Source organism: Moorena sp. SIO1G6 (assembly GCF_010672795.1).
In the GTDB taxonomy this organism is placed as follows: domain Bacteria; phylum Cyanobacteriota; class Cyanobacteriia; order Cyanobacteriales; family Coleofasciculaceae; genus Moorena; species Moorena producens.
The window spans coordinates 194,318-216,635 of sequence record NZ_JAAHFZ010000005.1; the positions used below are offsets into that span (position 1 = coordinate 194,318).

Consider the following 22,318-nt stretch of genomic DNA (forward strand, 5'->3'; position numbering starts at 1 on the left):
CCACCCTACATCTTAATGGGGTGAGGTGGATTTTTTTAGTGAGTTAGTTAGTAGTTAGTTAGTAGGGTGGGCAGTGCCTACTCATGCTATCTCTAGCTGCTGTTATCTATCTTTGGCACTGCCCACCCTACATCAATATTCTATTGTGATTAATTCTTTGGTGGGCAGTGCCTACTCATGCTATCCCCAGCTGCTGTTATCTATCTTTGGCACTGCCCACCCTACATCTACATCAATATTTCTGTTCTCTATATTCAGTTGTTAATTGCCTTTTGGTTTTTAAATTGCTCGATTAATTGGGTTAAATTGTTAGGTTCCATGACTTGAGTGTACTGGTGCGCCATTTCCGGTGTTAGGAGTTCTAGCAATAGGGTGTTTTCAATCCACAATTCCATGACATCAAAGTATCCCTTTCGGCTACAGCGAACAACTCGCCATTGTTCTCGTTCACCAATTTTTTCGATTTCTTGTTGATTCAAGGGAACGGCAATGGCGGCATGAGTAGCGGTAAATTTGGAACTAGCTTCATTATTTAAGAACTGTAATTCTTGTTGGTTAGTTCCAGGCTTTAATTCCGTGCCCCTAGGATAAACTTCAATAGCTGTTCCATATTGATCAAAGGCTAAGGTCATATAACTTCCTGGGTGAGGCGCAAATTCAATGCAATTTCCCTTAAAGATTTCTGCTAGTACCGTGGCTACGTGGTAAGGATTATCTGCGGCAATAGATATGTGAAATATCATAAATTTATATCTCTAGAATTAGAGTAGTTTTCAATTGGTTTAGGGACAAAGTTCTGGGTTTTAGGGAACAGCGATCCCCCCTAACCCCCCTTAATAAGGGGGGAAAAGAACAGGGAAGAGATAATAGGGAAGATAGAAGAGGTAAAAAATTATGTGTACTTCATAGCTATGAAAAACGCTGTATTAGTTTTATCTTAGTAGGAGCGCCTAAAAGCTGCATCAAAAGGTGCGCTTGCGTCAAGCGCACCTAAAAGTTGAAAGTGCTTTTAAAAAGGTTAGCAGGGCAAAGGCATCTTGTCAATAAACCGGAGATAGTTATCAATAAACCCTGCTGTAAGCATATGCGCTACGCGCAGGCTAGGCCAACAGCTAATGCGCTACCCGCACCCTAAGCAAATGGCTGAATACTTACCTTGGTATTTTATTGACAATTATTTTCATAAGTAGTCCTACAAAATTTAAATGATATGTAGCTATCCTTGAATATATAAAGGCTAAGCTAACAACCAAAATAAAAATTAATTACACATAATTTATTATAAAAATAGCGAAAATTTTTAATTGTAAATAAATGTATTTTTTTTGATTTACCCCTTGCATTTTTTCCAGGAGTTATCTATACTATAAAAAGTAACGACTGAAACTAATAACCGCGCTGGTCATAGCCTTAATGAAAATCAGCGCGGTTTTCCTCCCACCTAAATAGGAGTTACTTCTATCATGGCAAAAATATCACGATCATCAATCCTAGCTTTCCACCAAGCCACCCTGCCCTTGGTGAAGGAGGTAGGTTGATATCTAAGCATATGCGCTACGCGCACGCTACGCGAACAGCGGTCAGCGGTCAGCCCTCAGTCCTTAGCCTTTAGCTGATAGCTAATAGCTAATAGCTGATAGCTGATAGCTGATAGCTGATAGCTGATAGCTGATAGCTGATAGCTGATAGCTGATAGCTGATAGCTGATAGCTGATAGCTGATAGCTGATAGCTGATAGCTGATAGCTCCCTAAATTAATAATCACCCCCAGACCCATAGCGCCATGCGTCTAGCCAACGGTGGAAATAATATCTTGGTTTCGGTGGCAAAGTAGTCAACATGCCACTGAGTAATTTACCTACTGGATACAAACTACTGTAAACGGCTAAATTACTATAATGAACCATCCAATCCAATAGCATCGTTAATCCTACTTGAGGAATCACTGGCACGACTAATCCTGGTTTAGTTAATGATGTCACAAATAGGGTTTTAGATAATCCTGAAAACTTCACTACATCTTGGAGGAAGGGCTTAAGCACATCATCTCCCAGGTTTGCCATGGCTTGGAATACGCCAGTGAGTAATTGATTAATTTGATTCGGTGCTAGTTGTTGCTTGATGCCAACACTCATCGTTCGTTGAAACATCCAGGTTACGCCAATATTCGGCTGATAGGGTTGTAGTTGGGCTAAAGCATTGCGGTCTAGCAAATCATAGTCCAAGGCTTCATGAATACCGTTACTTAGACGCTTTAAATGTCTGACCATGGAACCAAATCCACCAAAACTGACTGGTGATTGCCCACCACTGCTATCCCCTACAGGTAAAATCCGATTCCAAGGCATTCTTAGGGGACTTTTTTGATAGGAAGGAAAAAAGCCAAATAGTACTCGTTTAAAATCAAGTTGGGATAAGTCTACTCCCTGGTATTCTGGTAACAGACGGAAGTATTCGTCACATAAAAATTCTAAACTAGGACGTTCGGGATTAGCATCTAAGTAGGTAAATAAATAGGTTGTTCTACCATCCCGAGCTGGAAATGCTTCCCAGAAATATTGACATTGATTTTGGATAGGAGTGAACGATACAATCAAATCCCCCATCTCATTTTTAGGATAGCCTTGAGCACAGCTACCAACCACTAAACAAACTCCTTCTGGTTTCTGACCTTGCCTGACTTGCTTAACAATTGGGGAAAAATGTCCCATGGCATCGATCAGTAAGCGAGCTTTAACTTGGGTATCCTCCAACTGGTCAACCTTCAAGCCGATTGAGACGCCATCGGGATGAATGGTTGCTTGTGTAAAGGATGTCTTTTCAAACAGCTTACCGCCAGCAGCTAAAAATTTGGCTTTGAGGGTATCGAGCAGAAAGACTGGGTCAACACCAATGTTGAGTACGTCGTTTACCAAGAAATCAGGACCCTCGAAAAAACTGATCCGAGCTGGGTTATACTCGGATGCGATCGCATTTTCTAATTCCGCCGTTGAGAGTAACTCAAGTTCCAGGAATACCTCTAGTTCTTGGCGAGAGATATTCCACTCTTGGTCTCTACCGCGCAAAACCCCCCGTTCAACTACCGCAACTCGCCAGCCTCGCTGTTGTAGAGCAGCACCAATCAGAATTCCCAAGGTACCGCCACAGATTACTACATCCAAGTCTAGGGTGCCTAATCCCTCTTCGGTTTCTGTAATCACCTCTGGGATCTCAGTTGTGCCATCTCGTAAGGCTTTCCAGACTTTGTCAGCATTGCGCAGGCGTCCGAGAACATCACCAGGTAACTGGGATAGGATTTGTTCGGTTTGACTCATGGATGTTGATTGATAGTTAGATGCTAAGACTTCCTTTGTTTTATTGTAAATTTCTGGATCACAAGGCTCAGAGGCTGATGCGATCGCAAAGCAAATCGGCCATCTGATTAGTGCTTAGTTGTCGGGAATCGGGAATCGGTAATTGGGAATCGGGAATCGGGAATCGGGAATCGGGAATCGGGAATCGGGAATCGGGAATCGGGAATCGGGAATCGGGAATCGGGAATCGGGAATCGGGAATCGGGAATCGGGAATCGGGAAAGAGAGGGGAGTGTGGGAGGTGTGGGAAGTGGGGGAAGTAGGGGAAGTGATAAAGCAGTACCCACTAAGGTTAGGACAACTCATTACCTCTAAAACCTTGTTAGAGTCAACTTCTGCCTTCTGCCTTCAGCATAGCTGCCTTGCGCGTAGCGCTATAAAAGTCAGATCATCTGAAAATGCCAGGACTTACCCACTCAGATATGTAAAATATCTGTAATCCTCTTTTACCGACTGCAAATTGGTTCACTCTTCTAAAAAGAGCAAAATTAAAAACAGTACAATCTCTTTAACTGGATTTAACCATGAAAATTGATCATGTTCACTTCTATGTTGAAGATGCTACAGTTTTTTCTGATTGGTTAGTCAAAATTCTTGGCTTTCAACGGGTCGTCAGTGGCAGTAGTGACCATACCTACACAGAAGTTGTCAAAAGTGGCTCAATCACCTTTTTGATCTCTTCACCTCTGACATCAGCAAGTCCTATTGCTGAGTTTTTGCGTCTACATCCTCCTGGGGTGGCTGACATCGCTTTTCTTGTAGAGGACCTGGAAGCGGTGATTGAGAATGCGTCCGCTCAGGGAAACCAAGTGGTACAACCACCCCAGGAACAATTTCAAAGACAGGGACGGCTAAAGTGGAGTCAAATCCCCTCCTGGGGTTCTCTGGTTCATACCCTCGTGGAGCGGGATGGCATCTGTGACCAATCCTTTTTCCCTGCTCAGTTTAACTGGATCACAAAAACTGCTCATGGTAAGCCACCCTCCCTCAGTGGAGAGGGAAACCAAGGCAATAACAATCTTCAGACCATGTTCACCACCATTGATCATGTAGTGCTTAATGTAGCTGCTGGTGAGTTAGAACGGGCAGTAAATTGGTATCAACAAGTGCTGGGATTTTGCCCACAACAAATATTTTCTATTCAGACACAACAGTCTGGTTTATACTCTCAGGTTATGGTTGATCCCACTGGTGAGGTGCAGTTGCCCATCAATGAACCAACTTCTGCTAATTCCCAGATTCAGGAATTTCTAGATGTTAATGGTGGACCAGGCATCCAGCATATTGCTCTTAGAACTAGCAATATAGTAGAAGCGATCGCGCAACTCCGTGGTCGAGGTTTGCCGTTTATTGAAGTTCCTTCCAGCTACTACAGCCAGTTGCGGCAAAGACCAGGGGGCTCTAATTTACCTTTACTAACGGCAGAATGGGAAGAAATTGCTACCAGACAAATTTTAGTAGATTGGCAGCAAGAGTTTCCCCAAGCTTTGTTACTTCAAACCTTCACCCAGCCCATTTTTGGCAAGCCTACTTTCTTTTTTGAAATCATTGAGCGCCGCTTTCAGGCAAAGGGCTTTGGAGAAGGGAATTTTCGTGCTTTGTTTGAAGCAGTAGAACGGGAACAGAACAAGCGAGGACGTTTAGGAACCTAAGCTATCAGCTAATGCGCTACGCGCACGCTACGCGAACAGCTCTCAACATATGCTTAAGTTAATAATGATCAAGGTGAATTTCTATACTTGGAGGTATTGACAAAATGCCTTAGCTTTTAATTTGTCACCAATGTCAAGTATCCGGTAGAATTCTCTGTGTAGTGACAAACCTTACTTTTCTAAACCATAAAATTATGGGAAGTAAGAGTAGCAAGGTGTTGTCTAAGTCAAAACTCCGGGCGCGCTCAGTCCTTCAATTTATAGGTTAAAATACAGTAAAATAAGTCGTTTTTAAGGATTTTTTTGAGACTCATGAGTACCTCATATTAAACTCAAAAACCATAAAATTTAATCAAAGTTCATTTGAAAATGTTAACCGAATTACAACAAAAAAAATTAACAACATTATTCAATAATATCGATGCCGATTCAGGTGGAACTCTCAACCAAGATGATTTTCATCTGATTTTGAATAAACTGGCTAGTTCACGAGGGCTAAAACCTAATTCTTGGCAATATGCTTATCTGCGTTCAATCTTGGTTTCCATGTGGAATAACTTGAGTTTGGCTGATCAAAACAGCGATGCAGAAATCACCCTTGAGGAATGGTTTAAGTATTACGACAATCTGATTCACTCAGATGCCTATGAACCCCTTATTCAATTGCAATGTGATGTCTTTTTTGCTTTACTTGATCAGGATGACAATGGAGAAATTAGTCAGCAAGAGTATGTAGATTTGGTCAGTGCCTATGGTGTTGATCCTAGTTGGGCAAGGGAAAATTTTGGCCATCTCGATTTGAATAGTGATGGACATATCTCTCAGGAAGAGCTTTTTACCTTGATGGATGAATTTTTCCGCAGTGATAACCCAAAATCTCCGGGAAATTACTTTTGGGGTTCCTATTAACTTTTTACGGTATTAATCTCAGCTATTTTCCATGGCTCGAATTCGACGTTCAGACATTACCGAATTTTATTTGGCAATATTTTATTGTCCAATAGATGTAGAAATCAATAAGACTGGGTAGACCTCTTGCTATTTAGTTAGTCCTAAACTTCTTACACAACAAGGGATACCCAGATTATTTACTATATAGCACTACGCATTAAGGTGTTTGACATTCCTAAACTCCGAAACTTAGTCATAGCTTACTTCTGACTTCTGACTTCTGACTTCTGACTTACCCGTAGCGCTATACCACTTGATAAAACCCATCAACTATTTCTTCCAAGGAAACTTAGTACCCATTTCAGTTAGGGCAGAAAATACCAGATACAGGATCAGTAAACCAACAGTAGCTAGAAACAAAACGATATCATTATCCATAAAATTAAGGGAATCGGGAATCGGGAATCGGGAATCGGGAATCGGGAATCGGGAATCGGGGATAATAATTGACGCCAATATAACATAAAAATTAGTTGATATAATTATAGTAAATAAAGACTCCCTTGAGCAGGACTTTTCCACAGTTTAACGCTTTTATTCCGGGAGGTTTTTGTTTGCGTTCGCGAAGCGGTTCCAAAGGAAAATAGCATCCTTAGATAGGATATTTAAATTCAGCGTTGCTGAATTACGGGATGAATGAGGGATAGACAGGTATCTGCTTTGGTGGCACCGGCACTCAAGAGCAAACATTTAAACTATATCCCCTTGTGCGACATGAGATACCAACCAAAACCAAAAAATCGAAACGCCCAGCATCCAGGTAAATGTCCTTTCGGTGCTTGAGTAATGTCAAAGATCAGATCTTTGTAACTATCCATCTGCCAACCAACACGCTTGACAAACTCAACCGACTCATTAGATATGATTCCAGAGTCTTGTATTGATAATTTTTCTACAGATTGTTTATTATCAATATAAATTTTCTTTTGGATACTAAATCCAAATTTATCGGAACTATATTTCCGCCATAATTTATCAATAGCTAAGAGGTCACTAGTGGGAAAGTTTTTGATCTCTTCTGGTCTGATCCAATCTCCCTCTTTACGGCCAAATACTGCTAGCATTACCAGGTATGTCTGATAGTCTGCTTCTCTCCACTTACCTTCCGAAAGAAGCTGCTGTAGCTTTGAATAATCAACGCTATGTCTTGGATAATAATTATCGTTACTCATCGTAATACCTGCCGAAGTTTTACGTTAATAGCCTTAGGAAAAGGTAGAGGATTGACCAGCTCTATTGTTACTTTATGGCACCAGCCCGATCCAGAGGCCAAAATCGTTTAGTAGCTTTCCCAATAATATTTTCCCTAGGGACAAATCCCCAATGGTGACTGTCATAACTATTATTACGGTTATCTCCTAGGACAGTGTAAGAATCAGGCGGCACTGTTACAGGACCCCAGCTGTACTGAGGGGGTTCTTCAATATAGTTTTCTTCCAACGGTTGATTATTAACATAAACCTTGCCACCATTGACTTCTATCTTATCTCCTGGGAGACCAATGATCCGACTAATAAATGCATCTTTAAAATTTTGCTCTTTTAGTTTCTCCGTTGGCAAAAAAACTACAATATCTTTTCGTTGTATCTCTTGGAAAGAGTAACTCCACTTGTTGATAATTAAACGATCATTAATTTGCAGTGTCGGCAGCATTGATCCTGATGGGATATAGCGAGCTTCTACCAGATTTCTCGATAAGGGCGCAATCAAAGCAGTCAAAATTATGAAAATAGCAACGATGATTATAGTGTTTTTTGTTCTTTCTCTACGAACTGGTGATGCCACATAAGCGTAATATGCAACAATACCTTGAAAAATAATTGGAGCTAATGGGAAAATGGTTGAGGCTATAAATAAAACCAATAATAAAATACCAATTAAATATTTTTTTAGATAGAAATGACCCAGTCCTGGAATTATTCTTGATAAAAAAACAGCTAGCCACGGATCTTTATTGTCTTTCCTTAGGCGTTCAAAGCTTAAATTATTGAATTTTCTAGTACAACTATAGGCATCAAAAAGATTCCATAAACTAATTATTATAGCAGCTATCAAAAAAATGAAACCGAGACCTGTATTTGTCGTCGTGTCAAAAACTATTAACCATACACCCAAACTCAATAAGAGAATTTCAGTAACTATCAAAATCCATCCTCGAATGGATTTGCCTCCATAGAGTTGACCTAATCCCGGCCAAAAAGATGATAAATTGACCGCCAGCCAAGGTTCTTTTCCCGAATTAGATTGAGATAAAATTTGTCCTGATTGAGACATGAATTGCTTTTACAACAACCTGATGATACTCGAATTTTGCACCTTTTTAGCTCACATTACCATACACTCTCACATCTATTCCATAATGATTTATCTCGAATTGTTAAATCATTTAACTAAATTTAACTAAAAATTACGGCGTTGCTGAATCAGGGTATGATTTTCAACATGTGCGTTCGCAAAGCGGTTCTTTTGGAACATCGCTCTCCCCTTTTAAACTTCCGAATCTATCTCCCTATAACCGGTATTCAACCGGGTGGACTCACTTTTGCAAAAATACGACCATTGAAGGCTAATATCATCTCAGGATAATTACCCTGAATAAAAATCTCCCCTATCCCCCCATCTGCCCACCCTCCCCACCCTCCCCTGATTTATAGATTTACAACAAAAAGATGCACCCTATTCAACCTTCCTCCTGTTCCTGCTCAAAAGATAGCAATTGGTCAAGCCAACCCTGAAACTCTTCAACAGAAGCAATAGTAATTCCTTGTCGATGCAAGGTTTTCAACACAGAGACCGACTCAATCTGGTTAATTGTCTCAACCAACTCCCTTGGCACATCCTCAAATCGTACCTGAAGCACTTCCAAAAGAGTCTCTCGACTAGTTTGGAGAATGCCTTCTTCTATCCCCTCTTTACGAGCAAGGCGCTCTATACTGGTAACATAAGGCATTGTGCTTTCCTCCTCAAAACGTCTGACTTGCTGTTTAAACCCAATCTGAAAGCTATCCGGTAATGTCATCATCCAGTCGATGAGCCGGAATAATTCTAGGATATCTTGTCTACTATACCCTCGTTGATAAAGACTCTTGGCAATGGTTAATTTGCCCTGATACCGTCCCTCGGGATTTTGAACAGTTTGCTGAGTGGTGCGATGTGCAGCCACAATCACAGCAAAAGGATTAGTGCTTTGTTCTAGTTTAGACAGCTGATAATCTAACAGCTTAGCTACTGGAAACTGCAATAAAACTCGACAACCCCAAATCTCGTAATTGTATTCACTTGGTCGCCAAGACTCTTCATCATCAGCGAGAACAGCTAAACTGACTACCTTCCGTCGATACATATCAAAGATGCGATAGTTGTAGACGTACATCCTTTCCGCAAAGACTGACTGAGCCTGACTCTGTACTTCCACATGAATCAGTACCCACGTTTCTTCACCGTCTTGTCGCCAAACTTTGACCAGTTTATCGGCTTCCCTGCTGCCAATTTCTGCATCTCGAGCCACCTGTTGGAATTCTGTATCAAGAAATTCATAGCCTCTTTCCCAGTCAATGTTACGATCAATCTCGGGAAAAAAGAATGCCATGAAGGATTCAAAATAGATGGAAAGCGCTTCTTTCCAGGGATTATCGTAATCGGCTCTTGGATTGGTCATTGAGTATGAGAAAACTGAATTATGCTATCTTAGCAAAGCCCTTGTCAGCCAATCCCTATCCAGCCAATTCCTGTTGAACGTGTTTAAAAAACGTTGCAGACGCGATCGCATAAGCGCGGAAGCTGAGGCCTTTGGCCACGCTTTGCGTTCGCGTAGCGTCGGCTTTGCCGAAACGCTTCATCGCAAAGCGGTTGCAAAGAAACATCGCTAAACCGGTTCTCATAATAATAAGGTACACAAGATTGTTTCCCGATTCCCGATTCCCGATTCCCGATTCCCGATTCCCTCCTAAACCCTCAAACGCCTTTCAATCCCATTCTCCCAACAATCACACATCTCCTGAACTGTCACCTCAATCACACACTGACCATTGCCCACCAGTACTCGTAAACCAGCATTTTCCCCTTGAACAACACCCAGTTGTTGCCAATATCCCTCATCCCCTAACTTTTGCTGTAGATAAGATTCCCAACTTGTTTGGTGTTGAGGACTTACAGAAACCAGAATCCGACTCCCCCCCTCACCAAAGAGCACTTCATCCCAGCGCAGGTCTAACGACTCGGACCTATAGCCTAGAGTAATGTCTGCCCCCAACTTACCTGGGATACAGGATTCAGCCAAAGCCACCACTAATCCCCCTTCAGCACAGTCATGAGCAGAATTTATCCAACCTTGACCGATACCCTCTCGCGTTACCGTTTGGATACGACGCTCTAAATCAAAATCCACTACTGGTGGCTTGCCCGCAACCATGCCATGAATCGTTGCCAGATACTCGGACGCACCTAATGTAATTTGGGATTTAATTTGGGATTGACTATTTTCCCAGTATTTAGTCCCCAATCCTAATAAATAGATTAAATCCCCTTCAGCTTGCCAACCTTGACCACAGGTTTTAGTAATATCAGCAATTAATCCCACCATCCCCACCACTGGCGTAGGGTAAATCGACTGAGGATTGCCGTCACTATCAATGGTTTCGTTATACAAGGAAACATTACCCCCAGTCACAGGAGTGCCCATTTCCCGGCAAGCCTCTGCTATTCCTGCACAAGCAGAAGCCAGTTGCCAGTAACCCACAGGCTTTTCTGGAGAACCAAAATTCAGATTATCCGTTACTGCCAAAGGTTCTGCACCCACACAACTCAGATTCCGTGCTGCTTCTGCTACCACAGCCTTTGCCCCTTCATAGGGGTCAAGATAAACATAACGGGAATTACAATCTACAGTTGCCGCCACACCAGCATTAGAGGTTACAGATCGAAGGTTAGCAGGTTGAAGGTTAGCAGGTTGTTCGCCTTTGGCGTTCCCGTAGGGTAGGTTGGTTGAAGGTTGAAGGTTAGCAGGTTGTTCGCCTTTGGCGTTCCCGTAGGGTAGGTTGGTTGAAGGTTGAAGGTTAGCAGGTTGCAGGTTAGCAGGTTGTTCGCCTTTGGCGTTCCCGTAGGGTAGGTTAGCAGGTTGCAGGTTAGTTTCGGTTGAACCTTGGCCTTTCGGCCACGCTTCGCGAACAACATTCAACCTTTCAACATTCAACCTTTCAACATTCAACCGTTCAACGTTCAACCGTTCAACGTTCAATCCTTGTAAAGGGCGTAACCGAATCACCGCAGCATCAGCATTTCCTGGCAGAATTAAGGTATTGTTTTGGACTTGGTGGTCATACTGGCGATAAACCCAACGTTTCGACGCAATAGTTGGAGTATCTAGGAGTTGAAGTAAGATTTGATTCCAAGTGTGATGCTTACCGTTAATCTCAATACCTGTAACATTACAGGGAGGGAGGGATTTCCCATGCCATTCCCAAGCCTTCAATGCATAGTCTGGTGGTTCTGTCAATAGCTCCCGGTGATAAATTGGAGTATTATCTGCTAGAGCAGTAGCTGGGATTTCTGCTGCTACCTCTCCTTTGAACAAAATCCTGACCAAAGGTTCTTCGATTACCTTACCTGCTACCACAGCATGGAGTCCCCAACGGTGGAAAATATCTATCAGTTCTTGTTCTCGACCCTTGTGGGCAACAAACAGCATTCGTTCTTGGGATTCCGACAGCAGGTATTCATAAGGCACCATACCCGTTTCTCGCGCTGGAACCAGGTCTAAATCGAACTCAATACCCAAGCCCCCTTTAGCTGCCATTTCTGAAGTAGAACAGGTTATGCCAGCGGCTCCCATATCTTGAGCAGCTACTACGGCACCGGTTTGAAATGCCTCAAGACAGGCTTCAATTAGAGACTTTTCTAGGAACGGGTCCCCCACTTGCACCGCTGGGCGGTCATCTAGGGATTGATCCGTCAGTTCCGCACTAGCAAAACTTGCCCCTCCCATGCCATCTCTACCGGTAGTGGACCCGACATAGAGCACAGGATTCCCCACCCCAGAGGCTCCAGAGGTAACAATTTCTGGAGTTTCCATCAGTCCCAGAGCCATCACATTCACCAAGGGATTACCAGTGTATGCCCGGTCAAAGTAAACTTCACCCCCTACTGTAGGGACACCCACGCAATTGCCATAGTGACTGATTCCTGCTACTACCCCATTAAACAATCGTCTAGTGTTGGCATTATCCAAACTCCCAAAGCGCAGAGAGTTTAAGACCGCAATCGGGCGAGCTCCCATGGTAAAAATATCCCGTAGAATCCCCCCTACTCCGGTAGCAGCTCCTTGAAACGGTTCTACCGCTGAGGGGTGATTGTGGGATTCGATTTTAAAGGCCAGTTGTAGCCCATCACCTAAGTCTACAACACCAGCATTTTCCCCAGGACCGACTAGAATACGTTTGCCTTCTGTGGGAAATTGCTTGAGTAGAGGACGGGAGTTCTTGTAGCAGCAATGTTCCGACCACATCACACCGAACATTCCCAGTTCAGCTTTATTGGGATGACGCCCTAGGCGCTGGACAATTTCTTCATATTCAGAAGGGGTTAACCCTTCAGCAGCAATCTCTTCTGGGGAAAAGGAGGTAGAGGAATTAGTGGGCATATGACTCTGGCACAAAGGGCACAGAGATAATTTTATAGAGTTATTGCTATCAATAGCTAGACTTCTTCGACTCCTTTGGATGTTTGCGTTCGCGAAGCGGTTCCAAAGGAACATCGCAAACATCCAAAGGAACATCGCGTAGGGTGACCACAGGTCAATCCCCTATTTTAAGCTGACTTCTGACTTCTGACTTCTGACTTCTGACTGCTGACTTCTGAGTTCTGACTTCTGAGTTCTGACTTCTGAGTTCTGACTTCTGAGTTCTGACTTCTGAGTTCTGACTTCTGAGTTCTGACTTCTGACTTCTGCTATACCTTGCCAATTCCTTAGCCACAATAAAATCACCCACGTGGGTAATGTCCCGGATATATTCCCCGTATTACTCTTGAAGCATAGCTGTCACTTACAACATTGATTACCCCTAAAACTGCAGCTGTATCAATCTATCCATTAATGTATCCATTGGAGGCAAATCCATTATGTCTAGGAATTTCGATCATATAGCCTACTCTGTATCCACCCTAGTTTATCAATACAATTGCTATAGCCCAGACACAATCGAATACGTTTTATTTAATCAAGGACTCCTAGCCGGTCTCGAAAGACAAACCGAAGCTAGCGACAGTCCAGTTTACCTAGAAGGGTATCAGATCGGACAGAGCTATTAAATTAGGATCCACTTTTGACACTCCCCGGCGTAAACGCGCGGGGATTCAAAGCGAGGAGTTACCCAAAAGGGCATTGCTCGTAACAACCACATCGACTTCCCGTACCGTAGTACCAAGAAATCGGCAGTCCACTTGGCGGTGCCAATTGCCTCTACTCTCTCCGACAAGATATTGTCATTGAGTCTACTTTTAAAGTGTTTGATTCCCGTGACTTTAAAGACTATTTGCTTATAGAGGGCTGGGATTGGAGTCTTTAACCGGGTCTCCATTTCGGTGAACCACCTTTTAACCAAAGGGTCCCACTACCAGGAATCTCACCTTTTCTTTTTAGGTCATTGCGTCGTTTCTATCTTAGCACAAAGCCGTCCTAGAAGGACGGGGTTTCAGACCCATCTTCTTTGATGACCCTGCGCCCACTGGGGGGAGTGCGCAGAGCAAGTGGCGTGGTTGCTCCCAGTCAATCCTCGATCAGACTGCGAATTTCTCTGACTTGTTCGATATACTCCCCATCATTCCAAACCGGTACAACTCCCTGGTAAGAAATCGGTTCAACTAAATCAATCCATGAGCGACAGCCTCCGTACTCTTGGTGGTAGGGAGTGATCACAGGCTCAGGTAACTGATAAGTACGCAACAGCAATACATATAAAGGTTGACGTGGCTTCCACTTCAAACGCTCACTGGCAAATTGTTCATTCCAAATATGATAGGGTAGCAGAGCAGCAATAGTAGATTGCTCCGTTACCGGCAAAATATCAGTAATAGACGCCCAGCTACCAATCCGAACAGTTTCCGGGTGCCAACCTGAGGGCACAGGTTTCACTTGTTCAGCATAGTCAGGTTTAAGCAAATTAGGCTTTTGATGCTCATAGGTAGGGTAGAGTAAAACCTGGTGGTGAGCCACGCTGAAGCAGTTGCCCTGTTCACGAATACCCCCTTTGCGCAACAGCATAATCGTTTTGCCCGCTTCTAAGGCATCAACCGCAACACCCCATTCTTTCAGGGCATGGGTAGTACTTGAAAGCATAAGTTTAGTAATCGGATTTTTCCAACAACAATAAGAGGTTTGCGTTTTCCTAGGATAGAATGCCAAGATTACTCTCAGTAGGGAATCGGGAATCGGAACCCACCCCTAACCCCTCCTGGGAGGGGTGGGTTCCGATTCCCGATTCCCTTAAATTAGATCCATATACCAACCACCCATGAGTAATTCTGAAGCAAACAACCGTAAAACTATTAACAAAGTCGCCATTGTAGGAGGAACCCACGGTAATGAATTTACCGGTGTATACCTAGTCAAAAAATTTGATAAGTTTCCAGAATTAATCACTAGACCTAGTTTTGAAACCTCGACACTGATCGGTAATCCCCAAGCCTTTCAAGCTGCCAGGAGATATATTGATACAGACTTAAACCGCTGCTTTGCTAAAAGTGACCTGGAAAATTACGAGCTTTCTTTCTATGAACAAACCAGAGCCAAAGAGATAGCTCAAACCCTAGGGCCAAAAGGCAATTCCAAGGTAGATTTTATTCTAGATTTGCACAGTACCAGTGCTAATATGGGGTTTACTATAATTCTCGTCAACAACGACCCCTTTAATTTGCAACTCGCTGCTTATCTGAGTTCCCTTGACCCCTTAGTTAGAGTTTATAGTTCCATTGAACCAGGTAAAGAAAATACCTTTCTAAGATCCCTATCTAACTTCGGGTGTTGTATTGAAGTCGGTCCCATTGCACCAGCTAGTCTCAAGGGCGCTATTTTTCAAAAAACTGAAGCCTTAATTCACGCCACGTTAGATTATATTGAAGACTATAATAACGGTAAACTATTATCAAACACTTATCCTCTAACCATTTATCACTATTTAAAAGTAGTTGACTATCCCAGAAACGAAGCTGGTGAACTAGAAGGTATGATTCATCCTCAGCTCCAGGGCAGAGATTATCAAGAACTTAATCCTGGTGACCCCATGTTTCTTACCTTCGATGGCACCACAATTTACTATGAAGAAGAAGCCACCGTTTGGCCAGTATTTATTAATGAAGTTGCCTACTATGAAAAAGGAGTAGCGATGTGTTTGACTAAAAAAGAGATAGTTAGGGAGTAGGGAACAGGGAATCGGGAATCGGAACCCACCCCTAACCCCTCCCAGGAGGGGAACGGGAATCGGGAATCGGAACCCACCCCTAACCCCTCCCAGGAGGGGAACGGGAATCGGGAATCGGGAATCGGGAAAGATATAGGGTGATGGGGTGATGGGGTGATGGGGTGATGGGGTGATGGGGTGATGGGGTGATATCAGGTTCGGATAATTAGTTATAAAAAACTTTATCCCTTGAAACCTTACTCCTTTACTTCTGCCTTCTGCCTTCTGCCTTCTGACTTCTGCCTTGTTTTTGCCCCTAGTATAAGTATTCAACCGGACATGATATGATGGGAAGATGGGGAGAATACAGAATTTTATTGCTGATAAAACTTTGATTAATTACTAATTACTAATTATAGCGTTTTGCCTGTAGCTTAAGTAGAATCCCGACTCCCGATTCCCTCGGTGCGCGCCTCCTAGGGCGAGTAAATCGCCCTTGGGTCGCGCACCGCTCCCGACTCCCGACTCCCGATTCCCTACTCCTGACTCTGTAATCCCTGCTGCAATATTTCTAAAACTTTGGCTAAATTTCCGGCTAATAACGCCGCTTTATCTAACCATAATCCAGGGAAAATTTCTGAACAAAGTATGCCCTCAGGATTGGTTTCCAGTTGAGTATAGTCCCCTTCCCTTAACCGAAACCAATCAAATTCACCATCATCAACTCGCCATACCAAATATTCTTGTACTCCATTACGACGATAAACGTTTAATTTTTTATGTAAATCAATAGAAACAGTGCTAGCCGCAATTTCTACGATTAACTCCGGCGCACCTTCTACATAATCATCCTCAGTAATGATTGATTGTCCATCTTGTTCTATTCTCAATAACGCATCAGGTTGCACTTCGTTATCAGCATCTAGGCGCACAGTTGTGTTATCGAGTGTTTCTACTCCTGGTCTACTTGCTTCATAGGTTCCTAACCATGTCATAATCCGAGAATGGGGTTTGCCATGTTTTTTTGCTCGTACAGGAGATGCCATGTAAACAATTCCTTCAATTAATTCGGCTTTTTTCAAATCAGCCATAGCGGAATAGCGACGCTCAAATTCAGCAAGGGTTAGTTGATCCCCATTTTCTAAAGGAGGAATAGTCGGGTCCCGAGTAATTGTGGCAGTTGATGTGATCATTTTTGGCTCTACTTTACTTGTTATTTAACAGGGAACAGGGAAAGAGTGGGGCGGGGGCGCGGGGAGATGGGGAGATGGGGAGATGGGGAGATGGAGATGAGGAGATAGGGAGATGGGGAGAATGCAGAATTTTATTGCTGATAAAACTTTGATTAATTGCTAATTACTAATTATAGCGTTTTGCCTGTAGCTTAAGTATAATCCCGATTCCCGATTCCCTCGGTGCGCGCCTCCTAGGGCGAGTAAATCGCCCTTGGGTCGCACCGCTCCCGACTCCCGATTCCCGACTATTCAAAACTGATTTATTCCTTCGGCAACCATTCGATATCCAGTAATTGGTCAAGACAGTAGGGACATTCTGGAGGTAAACTTACGGAATTCTGAGTTTTTATCGTCACAAATCCTAAGGCATCGTTATAAATAGAACTCAGTTCATTATCTAGATAATTACGGAGATTAGTCGTTAGTTTACGTTTGAGCTGAATTCTGAAGTTATAGATTTCCCCTTGCCAGTGAACTGCATTATAATCATATTCACTTGTCCAATATTGCAGGAATAATAAATGACGGATAACTTGTTCTAAAAGGCTAGCTACGGCATTTTTCTTCTCTCTGCCCAAATCCTCTAACTCCTCAATTAAGTTATCCCAATCTAGTTGATTAAATTCTTTATTTTTCAGGAGCTTAATCGTTTCTTCTAGCCATTGGACATCATCAATGTCGTAGAGATTTTTTAAATCTAAACTACTATTTATACTACTCATAGTCAATTGTTCATAAAAATATCACTTACTTTTCTATATCAAACACTCCAGATACTTTTAAAGTAATATCCTTAAATCCAGGAGATAACACTAACTCATCACCAGAAAAGCTACCAACTTCTGTATAACTTGTTCCTGTCAGTTTTAAAACCAATATAGTTTTACTTTCCGGGTCCACAATCCAGTATTCAGGAATAGCACAATCCTGATATTGGATTCTTTTCGCAATATAGTCTCGCTCTCGTTGTAACTCTCCTGGGCTAACCACTTCAACCACTAATAAAGGCGGTGACATAGAGAGGCGAATGGTATTACGCTTTGATAATTGTTGAATATGCTCTTCTCGAATAATGGTCAAATCAGGATAACGGTTTTTCGGTTCACCTCTAACTTCTAATTCTAATCCTTGACCCCGGACTCTACGATGACCTACCAGTAAAGCAAAGCTAATCAATAAAAACGTAGCAATTTCAACATTTACTCCCGACTCTGGAGGCATTTCAATTAACTCTCCATTAAATAACTCATAGAAGTTTTCTGAGTTATCATTGTAGGATAAATACTCATCAAAGCTTTGAAATTTATGGGTCAGTTGTACCATCATTGTTCACCGGCAAAGTCCGGTGCATTACGTAAGCTATCAGCTAATGCGCTACGCGCACGCTACGCGAACAGCTAATCAGCTAATCAGCTAACACACCATTCATAGTTCACGTGGAAAGTCCGGTGCGTTACGCCTAGCGGCTAACACACCCTACTTACTAATATAATTTTAGGATAATTACCATTAATACCAATCTCCCCATCTCCCCACACTCCCCACACTCCCCACACTCCCTACTCCCTACTCCCTACTCCCTACTCCCTACTCCCTAACTTCTTACTACTCCGATACGCTTCAGTCAATGACGTCAAGTAAGGTTTAAGGCGACGATCCACGAATTGAAGCATGGGTTGGTTGCTCTCTCCCACCGCACAGGTATAGTAAGGAATATCGCTCTGGAGTTGAGCCATGATAGACTCTGCAATCAGCATGGCACCACGGCCACGCCGTTGGAACCCCCTGTCGGCGGTTTTCCGGGTGGACGAACAGGGAAAGAATGACAGCAGTAGTGGTGTCGGTTTTGGGGTCTTTGCGCAGTTCTGCCACCAGCAAGCCTACCATTTAATCCTTTTCCACTGCTGCTAAACCCAGCAGTTCTCCTAAAAGGCTGGCACATTGCCAGTGGCTAGCAATGCTGGGGCAGGTGTAGTCATCGTATTCTAAGGAGGTAGTAGCATCAAAGTTTTCGAGCCACTGATAGGTAACTTGGGGGGAGTAGGTGGTGGTCACTGGTTTGGGGAATCGGGAATCGGGAATCGGGAGTCGGAACCCACCCCTAACCCCTCCCAGGAGGGGAACGGGAGTCGGGAATCGGGAGTCGGGAATCGGGAATCGGGAGTCGGGAGTCGGGAGTCGGGAGTCGGGAGATTAATCGTAGGGTGGGCAGTGGCAAGCTACCGAAATCGGCAAGGTTGGTGAAGAGCTGATCAGCCACTGCCCACCAGAGCCCAAACTACTTTTTTTTATCTATTTCTTACTCTATCGGTCATGCATTTATCTGTCATGCAGCCAGCAAATGCCCTCGCGCTTTACTTCAGGATGCATCTAATTATTGCTGTTTGACCCAGTCGGTGGAACGGGTATCAGGCGTAGAACCGGCATCTTGCCGGTTATCAATATTCCCAAGCAGGCAGGATGCCCACCCCACTGATATGCATGCCGAATGGGCATCAGACGTGGAATGGGCATTTTGGTGGAACCTTCTGCGACTAATGCCCGCCAGGCACGGCTCCCGTGGTAACCGAAAACGAGTTAGTAGCACAGGTAGCTCGGAAATTTATCCAGGCAAATCGCGCGCCATCCGAGACCAAAAAGGGATTTTGACATTTTGATCGGATAGTGGTAAATTAAGGGCACTACTCTGCGTCGTCGCCCGCCAAAGGATTTTTATTTACGCCACGCGCCACCACGCCCTGTCTGGGAGAGAGACTCGGAGACTGACTCCTCATTTTGCCCCTCATTTTTCCTTGCCACCACCTTACGAGAAACAGGAGCGTTGCCTTGCCCACTATTGCCTTGCCACCACCTTACGAGAAACAGGAGCGTTGCCTTGCCACCACCTTACGAGAAACAGGAGCGGTCTGTTTGGGGGTTAGTTTTTTCTTGGGCATGGTTTCATCTCCATAGAATTAAACTTTCTGTGGTTTAGCTTATTGAGTTGGCTGTGGCTGTGTCAATAGACATCTCCAGAAACTCGGTTTTGACCCAGGCAGTGCAAGGGTTTGAGGTTAATTTTTGGAGATGTCTAATAGGTTTTTTCTCACGTTTTGTTACGTGGGGAGATGGGGAGATGGGGAGATGGGGAGATGGGGAGATGGGGAGATGGGGTGATCTGGGTACAAGTAGAATCGTAGGGTGGGCAGTGGCAAGAATCGCGAAATTGGCAAGCTTGGGGAATATATCATCAGCCACTGCCCACCAACCCTGCCCACTGCCCACTGCCCACCAAAGGGGTATTTTATTATAATTTCTAGTGTGCGCTATGGGCATAATCTGATAGCTGATAGCTTGCCTATAATCAGGCATACCATTACGTAAACGAACGAGTAAACTTGTGATGGAAAACAAAGTAATCGATGTGAGTGAGCTAAGTCCAAAACAGATTGCTATCATTACAGAAATTGTTGAGACTTTTAAGTTAGTCGCTCAACAAACTAATTTCCCCGAAGATTTAAGCAAAGCTGAAACTTCCAAAAAATCCTTAAATCTTGCCGAGAGAATAAAACAGCGTTTTGCCCATTTATCAGATGTAGAAATTACCCAAATTCCCAGAGATAAAATGCGTACTCCTCCTCTATTTGATCAATGATCATTTTAGATACTAATGTTATTTCTGAGTTGATGAAAGGTAATATAGCGTTGATCACAGTTATGAGGTACAGTATTCTTTGAAGCTGATTCCCTGTTAGGTGCGCTTTCCGCATCTAATTATTAAATTCGCCACGGGTCGCACCTCTTGATGCAGCGCATCCCTATTACCTATTACCTATTACCTATTACCTATTACCTATTACCTATTCCCTATTACCTATTCCCTATTACCTATTACCTATTACCTATTACCTATTACCTATTACCTATTCCCTATTCCCTATTCCCTATTCCCTATTCCCTATTACCTATTCCCTATTACCTATTCCCTATTACCTATTCCCTATTACCTATTCCCTATTACCTATTACCTATTCCCTATTACCTATTCCCTATTACCTATTCCCTATTACCTATTCCCTATTCCCTATTCCCTATTACCTATTCCCTATTACCTATTCCCTATTCCCTATTCCCTATTCCCTATTCCCTATTCCCTATTCCCTATTCCCTATTACCTATTCCCTATTACCTATTCCCTATTACCTATTCCCTATTACCTATTCCCTATTCCCTATTCCCTATTACCTATTCCCTATTCCCTATTACCTATTCCCTATTCCCTATTACCTATTACCTATTACCTATTACCTATTACCTATTACCTATTACCTATTACCTATTACCTAAAATCCCGAAATTGTGTACCTCATAGCTATGAGAATTGCTATAGCTGTTCAGTAAGTGTCTCTAACTGGACATCTCAACAACTCATAACCAACTTATATACTACTACCATCACTCAAGCCGAAATTATGTATGGTATTGCTATTTTACCCAGGGTAAGCGCAAGAATCAATAAGCTGTAGCTTATTGAGAAAAAAAGGGGATAATTCTCAACTATTAAACTCTATTGAGAATCAAGTTCTACGAGATTATAGGGGTTTCGAGCCACGATCAACCGATATCCAGCCAATGCACATTATGGGCAATTTTTTCTTGCGCTTACCCTGGCTATTTTACCCCAAGGTAAAAGACAAGATGAACGGCAAAAAGCGGCTAACTTAATGTTTACAGAAGACTTCTCAGGCCGTATTCTTTACTTTGACCAAAAAGCGGCTGTAAGTTTTGCATCAATTGCATGCGAAAGAAAAAAAATAGGACAACCAATTTCTCAAGCCGATGCTCAAATTGCAGCTATTTGTTATAGCCATCATGCTACCCTTGCTACTCGGAATGTTGATGATTTTAAAAACTGTAATATTGCCATTATCAATCCCTGGGACTATAGAGTAACATAACTAAAGTTTTGTAACGTAGGAAACAGGGAATCGGAAATCGGTAATTGGGGGAAAATTATGTGTAATTTATAGTTATTAAAAACGCTTTAGCAGTGCGCAAAAACCATAAATTATGCTTATTAATTTCCCAGAAACAAAAATATTTTAGAGGCCAATTGCTCTATTTACTGTTCCCTGTTCCCTGTTCCCTGTTCCCTAAACAACCATAACTATGTACTTAAACAACTCGCAAAGCGTTATGGAAACCAATCCTCATCCAAAGCTTGTGTGAAATCAATTTCCGCTTCTGGAGGAAGTGTAAACAGTTTAGAAACGGATTTTACCGCACTAGGATGGGCTTTGTTGTAGAAAATTTCCAGTTGAGTACGAAGGCTAGGGCTATCCTCAATAATAGTTTTAATTTGGGCGCGAAAGTTAACCACTTCAGCCGCCCAATGATTCCTGTTTTGTTCTTGTTCAGACTTCCAATAAGCCAGTTTCAGCAAGTGTTCTAAAAGACGGGTTAAAAGACTCAATAATGCTCGTTTTTCACTTTTACCCATGCTTTCAATTTCTTCAATTAAATTATCCCAGTCCACTTCACTAAAATTACGGTTTCGGAGATTTTCTACCGTTTCGTTTATCCATTGATAGTAGTCAGTGTCATAAGAGGTGTAGGTTTTCATGATTTTAGATACTAATGTTATTTCAGATTTTGACGTTGCGTCAGTCTTAGAATGAATAGGAGTAGAGTGGGCATCCTGCCCGCACGAAAATAGTAGAGTGGGCATCCTGCCCGCACGAAAATATATTGAAACT

At 42.9% G+C, this 22,318-nt stretch carries 28 protein-coding genes; 9 read left to right on the forward strand and 19 right to left on the reverse strand.

The window, feature by feature from the left end:
* Positions 1-254: 254 nt before the first annotated feature.
* From F6K63_RS07100 to F6K63_RS07110, 3 genes are all read right to left on the reverse strand, one after another.
* Positions 255-743, reverse strand: a complete 489-nt coding sequence (locus F6K63_RS07100; RefSeq protein ID WP_008188263.1) for a hypothetical protein — start codon at positions 741-743, stop codon at positions 255-257.
* 1,011 nt (positions 744-1,754) lie between these two features.
* Positions 1,755-3,314, reverse strand: coding sequence for an FAD-dependent monooxygenase family protein (locus F6K63_RS07105; RefSeq protein ID WP_287311436.1), 1,560 nt, complete (start codon positions 3,312-3,314; stop codon positions 1,755-1,757).
* 114 nt (positions 3,315-3,428) lie between these two features.
* Complete coding sequence (locus tag F6K63_RS07110; protein WP_287311438.1) at positions 3,429-3,659, reverse strand: hypothetical protein; 231 nt, start codon at positions 3,657-3,659, stop codon at positions 3,429-3,431.
* Between the two features lie 218 nt (positions 3,660-3,877).
* Between F6K63_RS07110 and hppD the strand changes: the two genes are divergently transcribed.
* Positions 3,878-5,005 carry a 4-hydroxyphenylpyruvate dioxygenase gene (gene hppD, locus F6K63_RS07115; RefSeq protein ID WP_287311440.1) on the forward strand — a complete coding sequence of 376 codons (1,128 nt, stop codon included), beginning with the start codon at positions 3,878-3,880 and terminating at the stop codon, positions 5,003-5,005.
* Positions 5,006-5,374: 369 nt separating this feature from the next.
* On the forward strand, positions 5,375-5,914 hold the full coding sequence (locus tag F6K63_RS07120; RefSeq protein WP_287311443.1) for an EF-hand domain-containing protein: 540 nt from the start codon (positions 5,375-5,377) through the stop codon (positions 5,912-5,914).
* Positions 5,915-6,226: 312 nt separating this feature from the next.
* On the opposite strand, the gene F6K63_RS07125 is transcribed toward F6K63_RS07120, so the two are convergent.
* The 6 genes from F6K63_RS07125 to F6K63_RS07150 all read right to left on the reverse strand — a co-directional run bounded on the left by F6K63_RS07125 (position 6,227) and on the right by F6K63_RS07150 (position 12,942).
* The gene (locus F6K63_RS07125) at positions 6,227-6,412 is read right to left on the reverse strand and encodes a hypothetical protein (RefSeq protein ID WP_287267950.1); all 186 of its coding nucleotides are present in this window, start codon (positions 6,410-6,412) and stop codon (positions 6,227-6,229) included.
* A gap of 239 nt (positions 6,413-6,651) precedes the next feature.
* Positions 6,652-7,128, reverse strand: a complete 477-nt coding sequence (locus tag F6K63_RS07130) for a GUN4 domain-containing protein (protein ID WP_287267948.1) — start codon at positions 7,126-7,128, stop codon at positions 6,652-6,654.
* Positions 7,129-7,195: 67 nt separating this feature from the next.
* Positions 7,196-8,230, reverse strand: coding sequence for a signal peptidase I (lepB, locus tag F6K63_RS37665; RefSeq protein ID WP_502708100.1), 1,035 nt, complete (start codon positions 8,228-8,230; stop codon positions 7,196-7,198).
* A gap of 406 nt (positions 8,231-8,636) precedes the next feature.
* Entirely contained in the window at positions 8,637-9,614 is a 978-nt protein-coding gene (locus tag F6K63_RS07140; RefSeq protein ID WP_287267947.1) for an RpnC/YadD family protein, read from the reverse strand.
* Between the two features lie 288 nt (positions 9,615-9,902).
* On the reverse strand, positions 9,903-12,593 hold the full coding sequence (purL, locus tag F6K63_RS07145) for a phosphoribosylformylglycinamidine synthase subunit PurL (protein ID WP_287311446.1): 2,691 nt from the start codon (positions 12,591-12,593) through the stop codon (positions 9,903-9,905).
* Positions 12,594-12,747: 154 nt separating this feature from the next.
* Entirely contained in the window at positions 12,748-12,942 is a 195-nt protein-coding gene (locus F6K63_RS07150) for a hypothetical protein (RefSeq protein WP_287311448.1), read from the reverse strand.
* A 130-nt stretch (positions 12,943-13,072) separates the two neighbouring features.
* Between F6K63_RS07150 and F6K63_RS07155 the strand changes: the two genes are divergently transcribed.
* A complete protein-coding gene (locus F6K63_RS07155) occupies positions 13,073-13,261 on the forward strand; it encodes a hypothetical protein (protein ID WP_044494517.1) in 189 nt (62 codons plus the stop codon).
* Here F6K63_RS07155 and F6K63_RS07160 read toward each other — a convergent pair.
* Complete coding sequence (locus F6K63_RS07160; RefSeq protein WP_009149715.1) at positions 13,258-13,530, reverse strand: hypothetical protein; 273 nt, start codon at positions 13,528-13,530, stop codon at positions 13,258-13,260. The genes F6K63_RS07155 and F6K63_RS07160 overlap by 4 nt on opposite strands.
* A gap of 188 nt (positions 13,531-13,718) precedes the next feature.
* Positions 13,719-14,288 (reverse strand): DUF1802 family protein, encoded by a 570-nt coding sequence (locus F6K63_RS07165; RefSeq protein WP_009149717.1) that lies wholly within the window; start codon positions 14,286-14,288, stop codon positions 13,719-13,721.
* 175 nt (positions 14,289-14,463) lie between these two features.
* Here F6K63_RS07165 and F6K63_RS07170 point away from each other — a divergent pair, with 175 nt between their 5' ends.
* The gene (locus F6K63_RS07170) at positions 14,464-15,369 is read left to right on the forward strand and encodes an aspartoacylase (RefSeq protein ID WP_287311450.1); all 906 of its coding nucleotides are present in this window, start codon (positions 14,464-14,466) and stop codon (positions 15,367-15,369) included.
* Between the two features lie 515 nt (positions 15,370-15,884).
* Here F6K63_RS07170 and F6K63_RS07175 read toward each other — a convergent pair.
* The 6 genes from F6K63_RS07175 to F6K63_RS07200 form a co-directional block, all read right to left on the reverse strand.
* Positions 15,885-16,541 carry a Uma2 family endonuclease gene (locus tag F6K63_RS07175; RefSeq protein ID WP_009149721.1) on the reverse strand — a complete coding sequence of 219 codons (657 nt, stop codon included), beginning with the start codon at positions 16,539-16,541 and terminating at the stop codon, positions 15,885-15,887.
* Between the two features lie 302 nt (positions 16,542-16,843).
* Positions 16,844-17,305, reverse strand: coding sequence for a DUF29 domain-containing protein (locus tag F6K63_RS07180; RefSeq protein ID WP_287252920.1), 462 nt, complete (start codon positions 17,303-17,305; stop codon positions 16,844-16,846).
* 25 nt (positions 17,306-17,330) lie between these two features.
* A complete protein-coding gene (locus F6K63_RS07185) occupies positions 17,331-17,906 on the reverse strand; it encodes a Uma2 family endonuclease (RefSeq protein ID WP_287311472.1) in 576 nt (191 codons plus the stop codon).
* 257 nt (positions 17,907-18,163) lie between these two features.
* Positions 18,164-18,340 (reverse strand): hypothetical protein, encoded by a 177-nt coding sequence (locus F6K63_RS07190; protein WP_009149730.1) that lies wholly within the window; start codon positions 18,338-18,340, stop codon positions 18,164-18,166.
* A gap of 130 nt (positions 18,341-18,470) precedes the next feature.
* Positions 18,471-18,638 (reverse strand): hypothetical protein, encoded by a 168-nt coding sequence (locus F6K63_RS07195; RefSeq protein ID WP_287255895.1) that lies wholly within the window; start codon positions 18,636-18,638, stop codon positions 18,471-18,473.
* Positions 18,639-18,684: 46 nt separating this feature from the next.
* Complete coding sequence (locus tag F6K63_RS07200; protein WP_287255897.1) at positions 18,685-18,843, reverse strand: hypothetical protein; 159 nt, start codon at positions 18,841-18,843, stop codon at positions 18,685-18,687.
* A 136-nt stretch (positions 18,844-18,979) separates the two neighbouring features.
* Here F6K63_RS07200 and F6K63_RS07205 point away from each other — a divergent pair, with 136 nt between their 5' ends.
* Complete coding sequence (locus F6K63_RS07205) at positions 18,980-19,240, forward strand: hypothetical protein (protein WP_143764212.1); 261 nt, start codon at positions 18,980-18,982, stop codon at positions 19,238-19,240.
* Positions 19,241-19,409: 169 nt separating this feature from the next.
* Positions 19,410-19,535 carry a hypothetical protein gene (locus F6K63_RS07210; RefSeq protein ID WP_267872032.1) on the forward strand — a complete coding sequence of 42 codons (126 nt, stop codon included), beginning with the start codon at positions 19,410-19,412 and terminating at the stop codon, positions 19,533-19,535.
* A gap of 18 nt (positions 19,536-19,553) precedes the next feature.
* Here the strand turns inward: F6K63_RS07210 and F6K63_RS07215 are convergent, their stop codons facing one another.
* The gene (locus F6K63_RS07215; RefSeq protein WP_287311452.1) at positions 19,554-19,976 is read right to left on the reverse strand and encodes a hypothetical protein; all 423 of its coding nucleotides are present in this window, start codon (positions 19,974-19,976) and stop codon (positions 19,554-19,556) included.
* Between F6K63_RS07215 and F6K63_RS07220 the strand changes: the two genes are divergently transcribed.
* From F6K63_RS07220 to F6K63_RS07230, 3 genes are all read left to right on the forward strand, one after another.
* Positions 19,966-20,217 (forward strand): hypothetical protein, encoded by a 252-nt coding sequence (locus F6K63_RS07220; protein ID WP_287311454.1) that lies wholly within the window; start codon positions 19,966-19,968, stop codon positions 20,215-20,217. The two genes, F6K63_RS07215 and F6K63_RS07220, sit on opposite strands and share 11 nt — an antisense overlap.
* Positions 20,218-20,367: 150 nt before the next feature.
* Positions 20,368-20,934, forward strand: coding sequence for a hypothetical protein (locus F6K63_RS07225; protein ID WP_287311455.1), 567 nt, complete (start codon positions 20,368-20,370; stop codon positions 20,932-20,934).
* Positions 20,935-21,175: 241 nt separating this feature from the next.
* Complete coding sequence (locus F6K63_RS07230; protein WP_502708285.1) at positions 21,176-21,520, forward strand: PIN domain-containing protein; 345 nt, start codon at positions 21,176-21,178, stop codon at positions 21,518-21,520.
* A 236-nt stretch (positions 21,521-21,756) separates the two neighbouring features.
* Here F6K63_RS07230 and F6K63_RS07235 read toward each other — a convergent pair whose 3' ends face one another.
* Positions 21,757-22,185, reverse strand: coding sequence for a DUF29 domain-containing protein (locus F6K63_RS07235; protein ID WP_044494509.1), 429 nt, complete (start codon positions 22,183-22,185; stop codon positions 21,757-21,759).
* Between the last annotated feature and the right edge of the window lie 133 nt (positions 22,186-22,318).

Coding starts and splice junctions, on each gene's coding strand:
- F6K63_RS07120 (WP_287311443.1), top strand. CDS start 5,375: ATGTTAACCGAATTACAACAAAAAAAATTAACAACATTATTCAATAAT.
- F6K63_RS07110 (WP_287311438.1), bottom strand. CDS start 3,659: ATGAGTTGTCCTAACCTTAGTGGGTACTGCTTTATCACTTCCCCTACT.
- F6K63_RS07160 (WP_009149715.1), bottom strand. CDS start 13,530: ATGGAGACCCGGTTAAAGACTCCAATCCCAGCCCTCTATAAGCAAATA.
- F6K63_RS07155 (WP_044494517.1), top strand. CDS start 13,073: ATGTCTAGGAATTTCGATCATATAGCCTACTCTGTATCCACCCTAGTT.
- F6K63_RS07140 (WP_287267947.1), bottom strand. CDS start 9,614: ATGACCAATCCAAGAGCCGATTACGATAATCCCTGGAAAGAAGCGCTT.
- F6K63_RS07220 (WP_287311454.1), top strand. CDS start 19,966: ATGGAAAACAAAGTAATCGATGTGAGTGAGCTAAGTCCAAAACAGATT.
- F6K63_RS07100 (WP_008188263.1), bottom strand. CDS start 743: ATGATATTTCACATATCTATTGCCGCAGATAATCCTTACCACGTAGCC.
- F6K63_RS07130 (WP_287267948.1), bottom strand. CDS start 7,128: ATGAGTAACGATAATTATTATCCAAGACATAGCGTTGATTATTCAAAG.
- F6K63_RS07185 (WP_287311472.1), bottom strand. CDS start 17,906: ATGGTACAACTGACCCATAAATTTCAAAGCTTTGATGAGTATTTATCC.
- F6K63_RS07190 (WP_009149730.1), bottom strand. CDS start 18,340: ATGCTGATTGCAGAGTCTATCATGGCTCAACTCCAGAGCGATATTCCT.
- F6K63_RS07175 (WP_009149721.1), bottom strand. CDS start 16,541: ATGATCACATCAACTGCCACAATTACTCGGGACCCGACTATTCCTCCT.
- F6K63_RS07180 (WP_287252920.1), bottom strand. CDS start 17,305: ATGAGTAGTATAAATAGTAGTTTAGATTTAAAAAATCTCTACGACATT.
- hppD (WP_287311440.1), top strand. CDS start 3,878: ATGAAAATTGATCATGTTCACTTCTATGTTGAAGATGCTACAGTTTTT.
- F6K63_RS07225 (WP_287311455.1), top strand. CDS start 20,368: ATGCAGCGCATCCCTATTACCTATTACCTATTACCTATTACCTATTAC.
- F6K63_RS07170 (WP_287311450.1), top strand. CDS start 14,464: ATGAGTAATTCTGAAGCAAACAACCGTAAAACTATTAACAAAGTCGCC.
- F6K63_RS07165 (WP_009149717.1), bottom strand. CDS start 14,288: ATGCTTTCAAGTACTACCCATGCCCTGAAAGAATGGGGTGTTGCGGTT.
- purL (WP_287311446.1), bottom strand. CDS start 12,593: ATGCCCACTAATTCCTCTACCTCCTTTTCCCCAGAAGAGATTGCTGCT.
- F6K63_RS07235 (WP_044494509.1), bottom strand. CDS start 22,185: ATGAAAACCTACACCTCTTATGACACTGACTACTATCAATGGATAAAC.
- F6K63_RS07105 (WP_287311436.1), bottom strand. CDS start 3,314: ATGAGTCAAACCGAACAAATCCTATCCCAGTTACCTGGTGATGTTCTC.
- lepB (WP_502708100.1), bottom strand. CDS start 8,230: ATGTCTCAATCAGGACAAATTTTATCTCAATCTAATTCGGGAAAAGAA.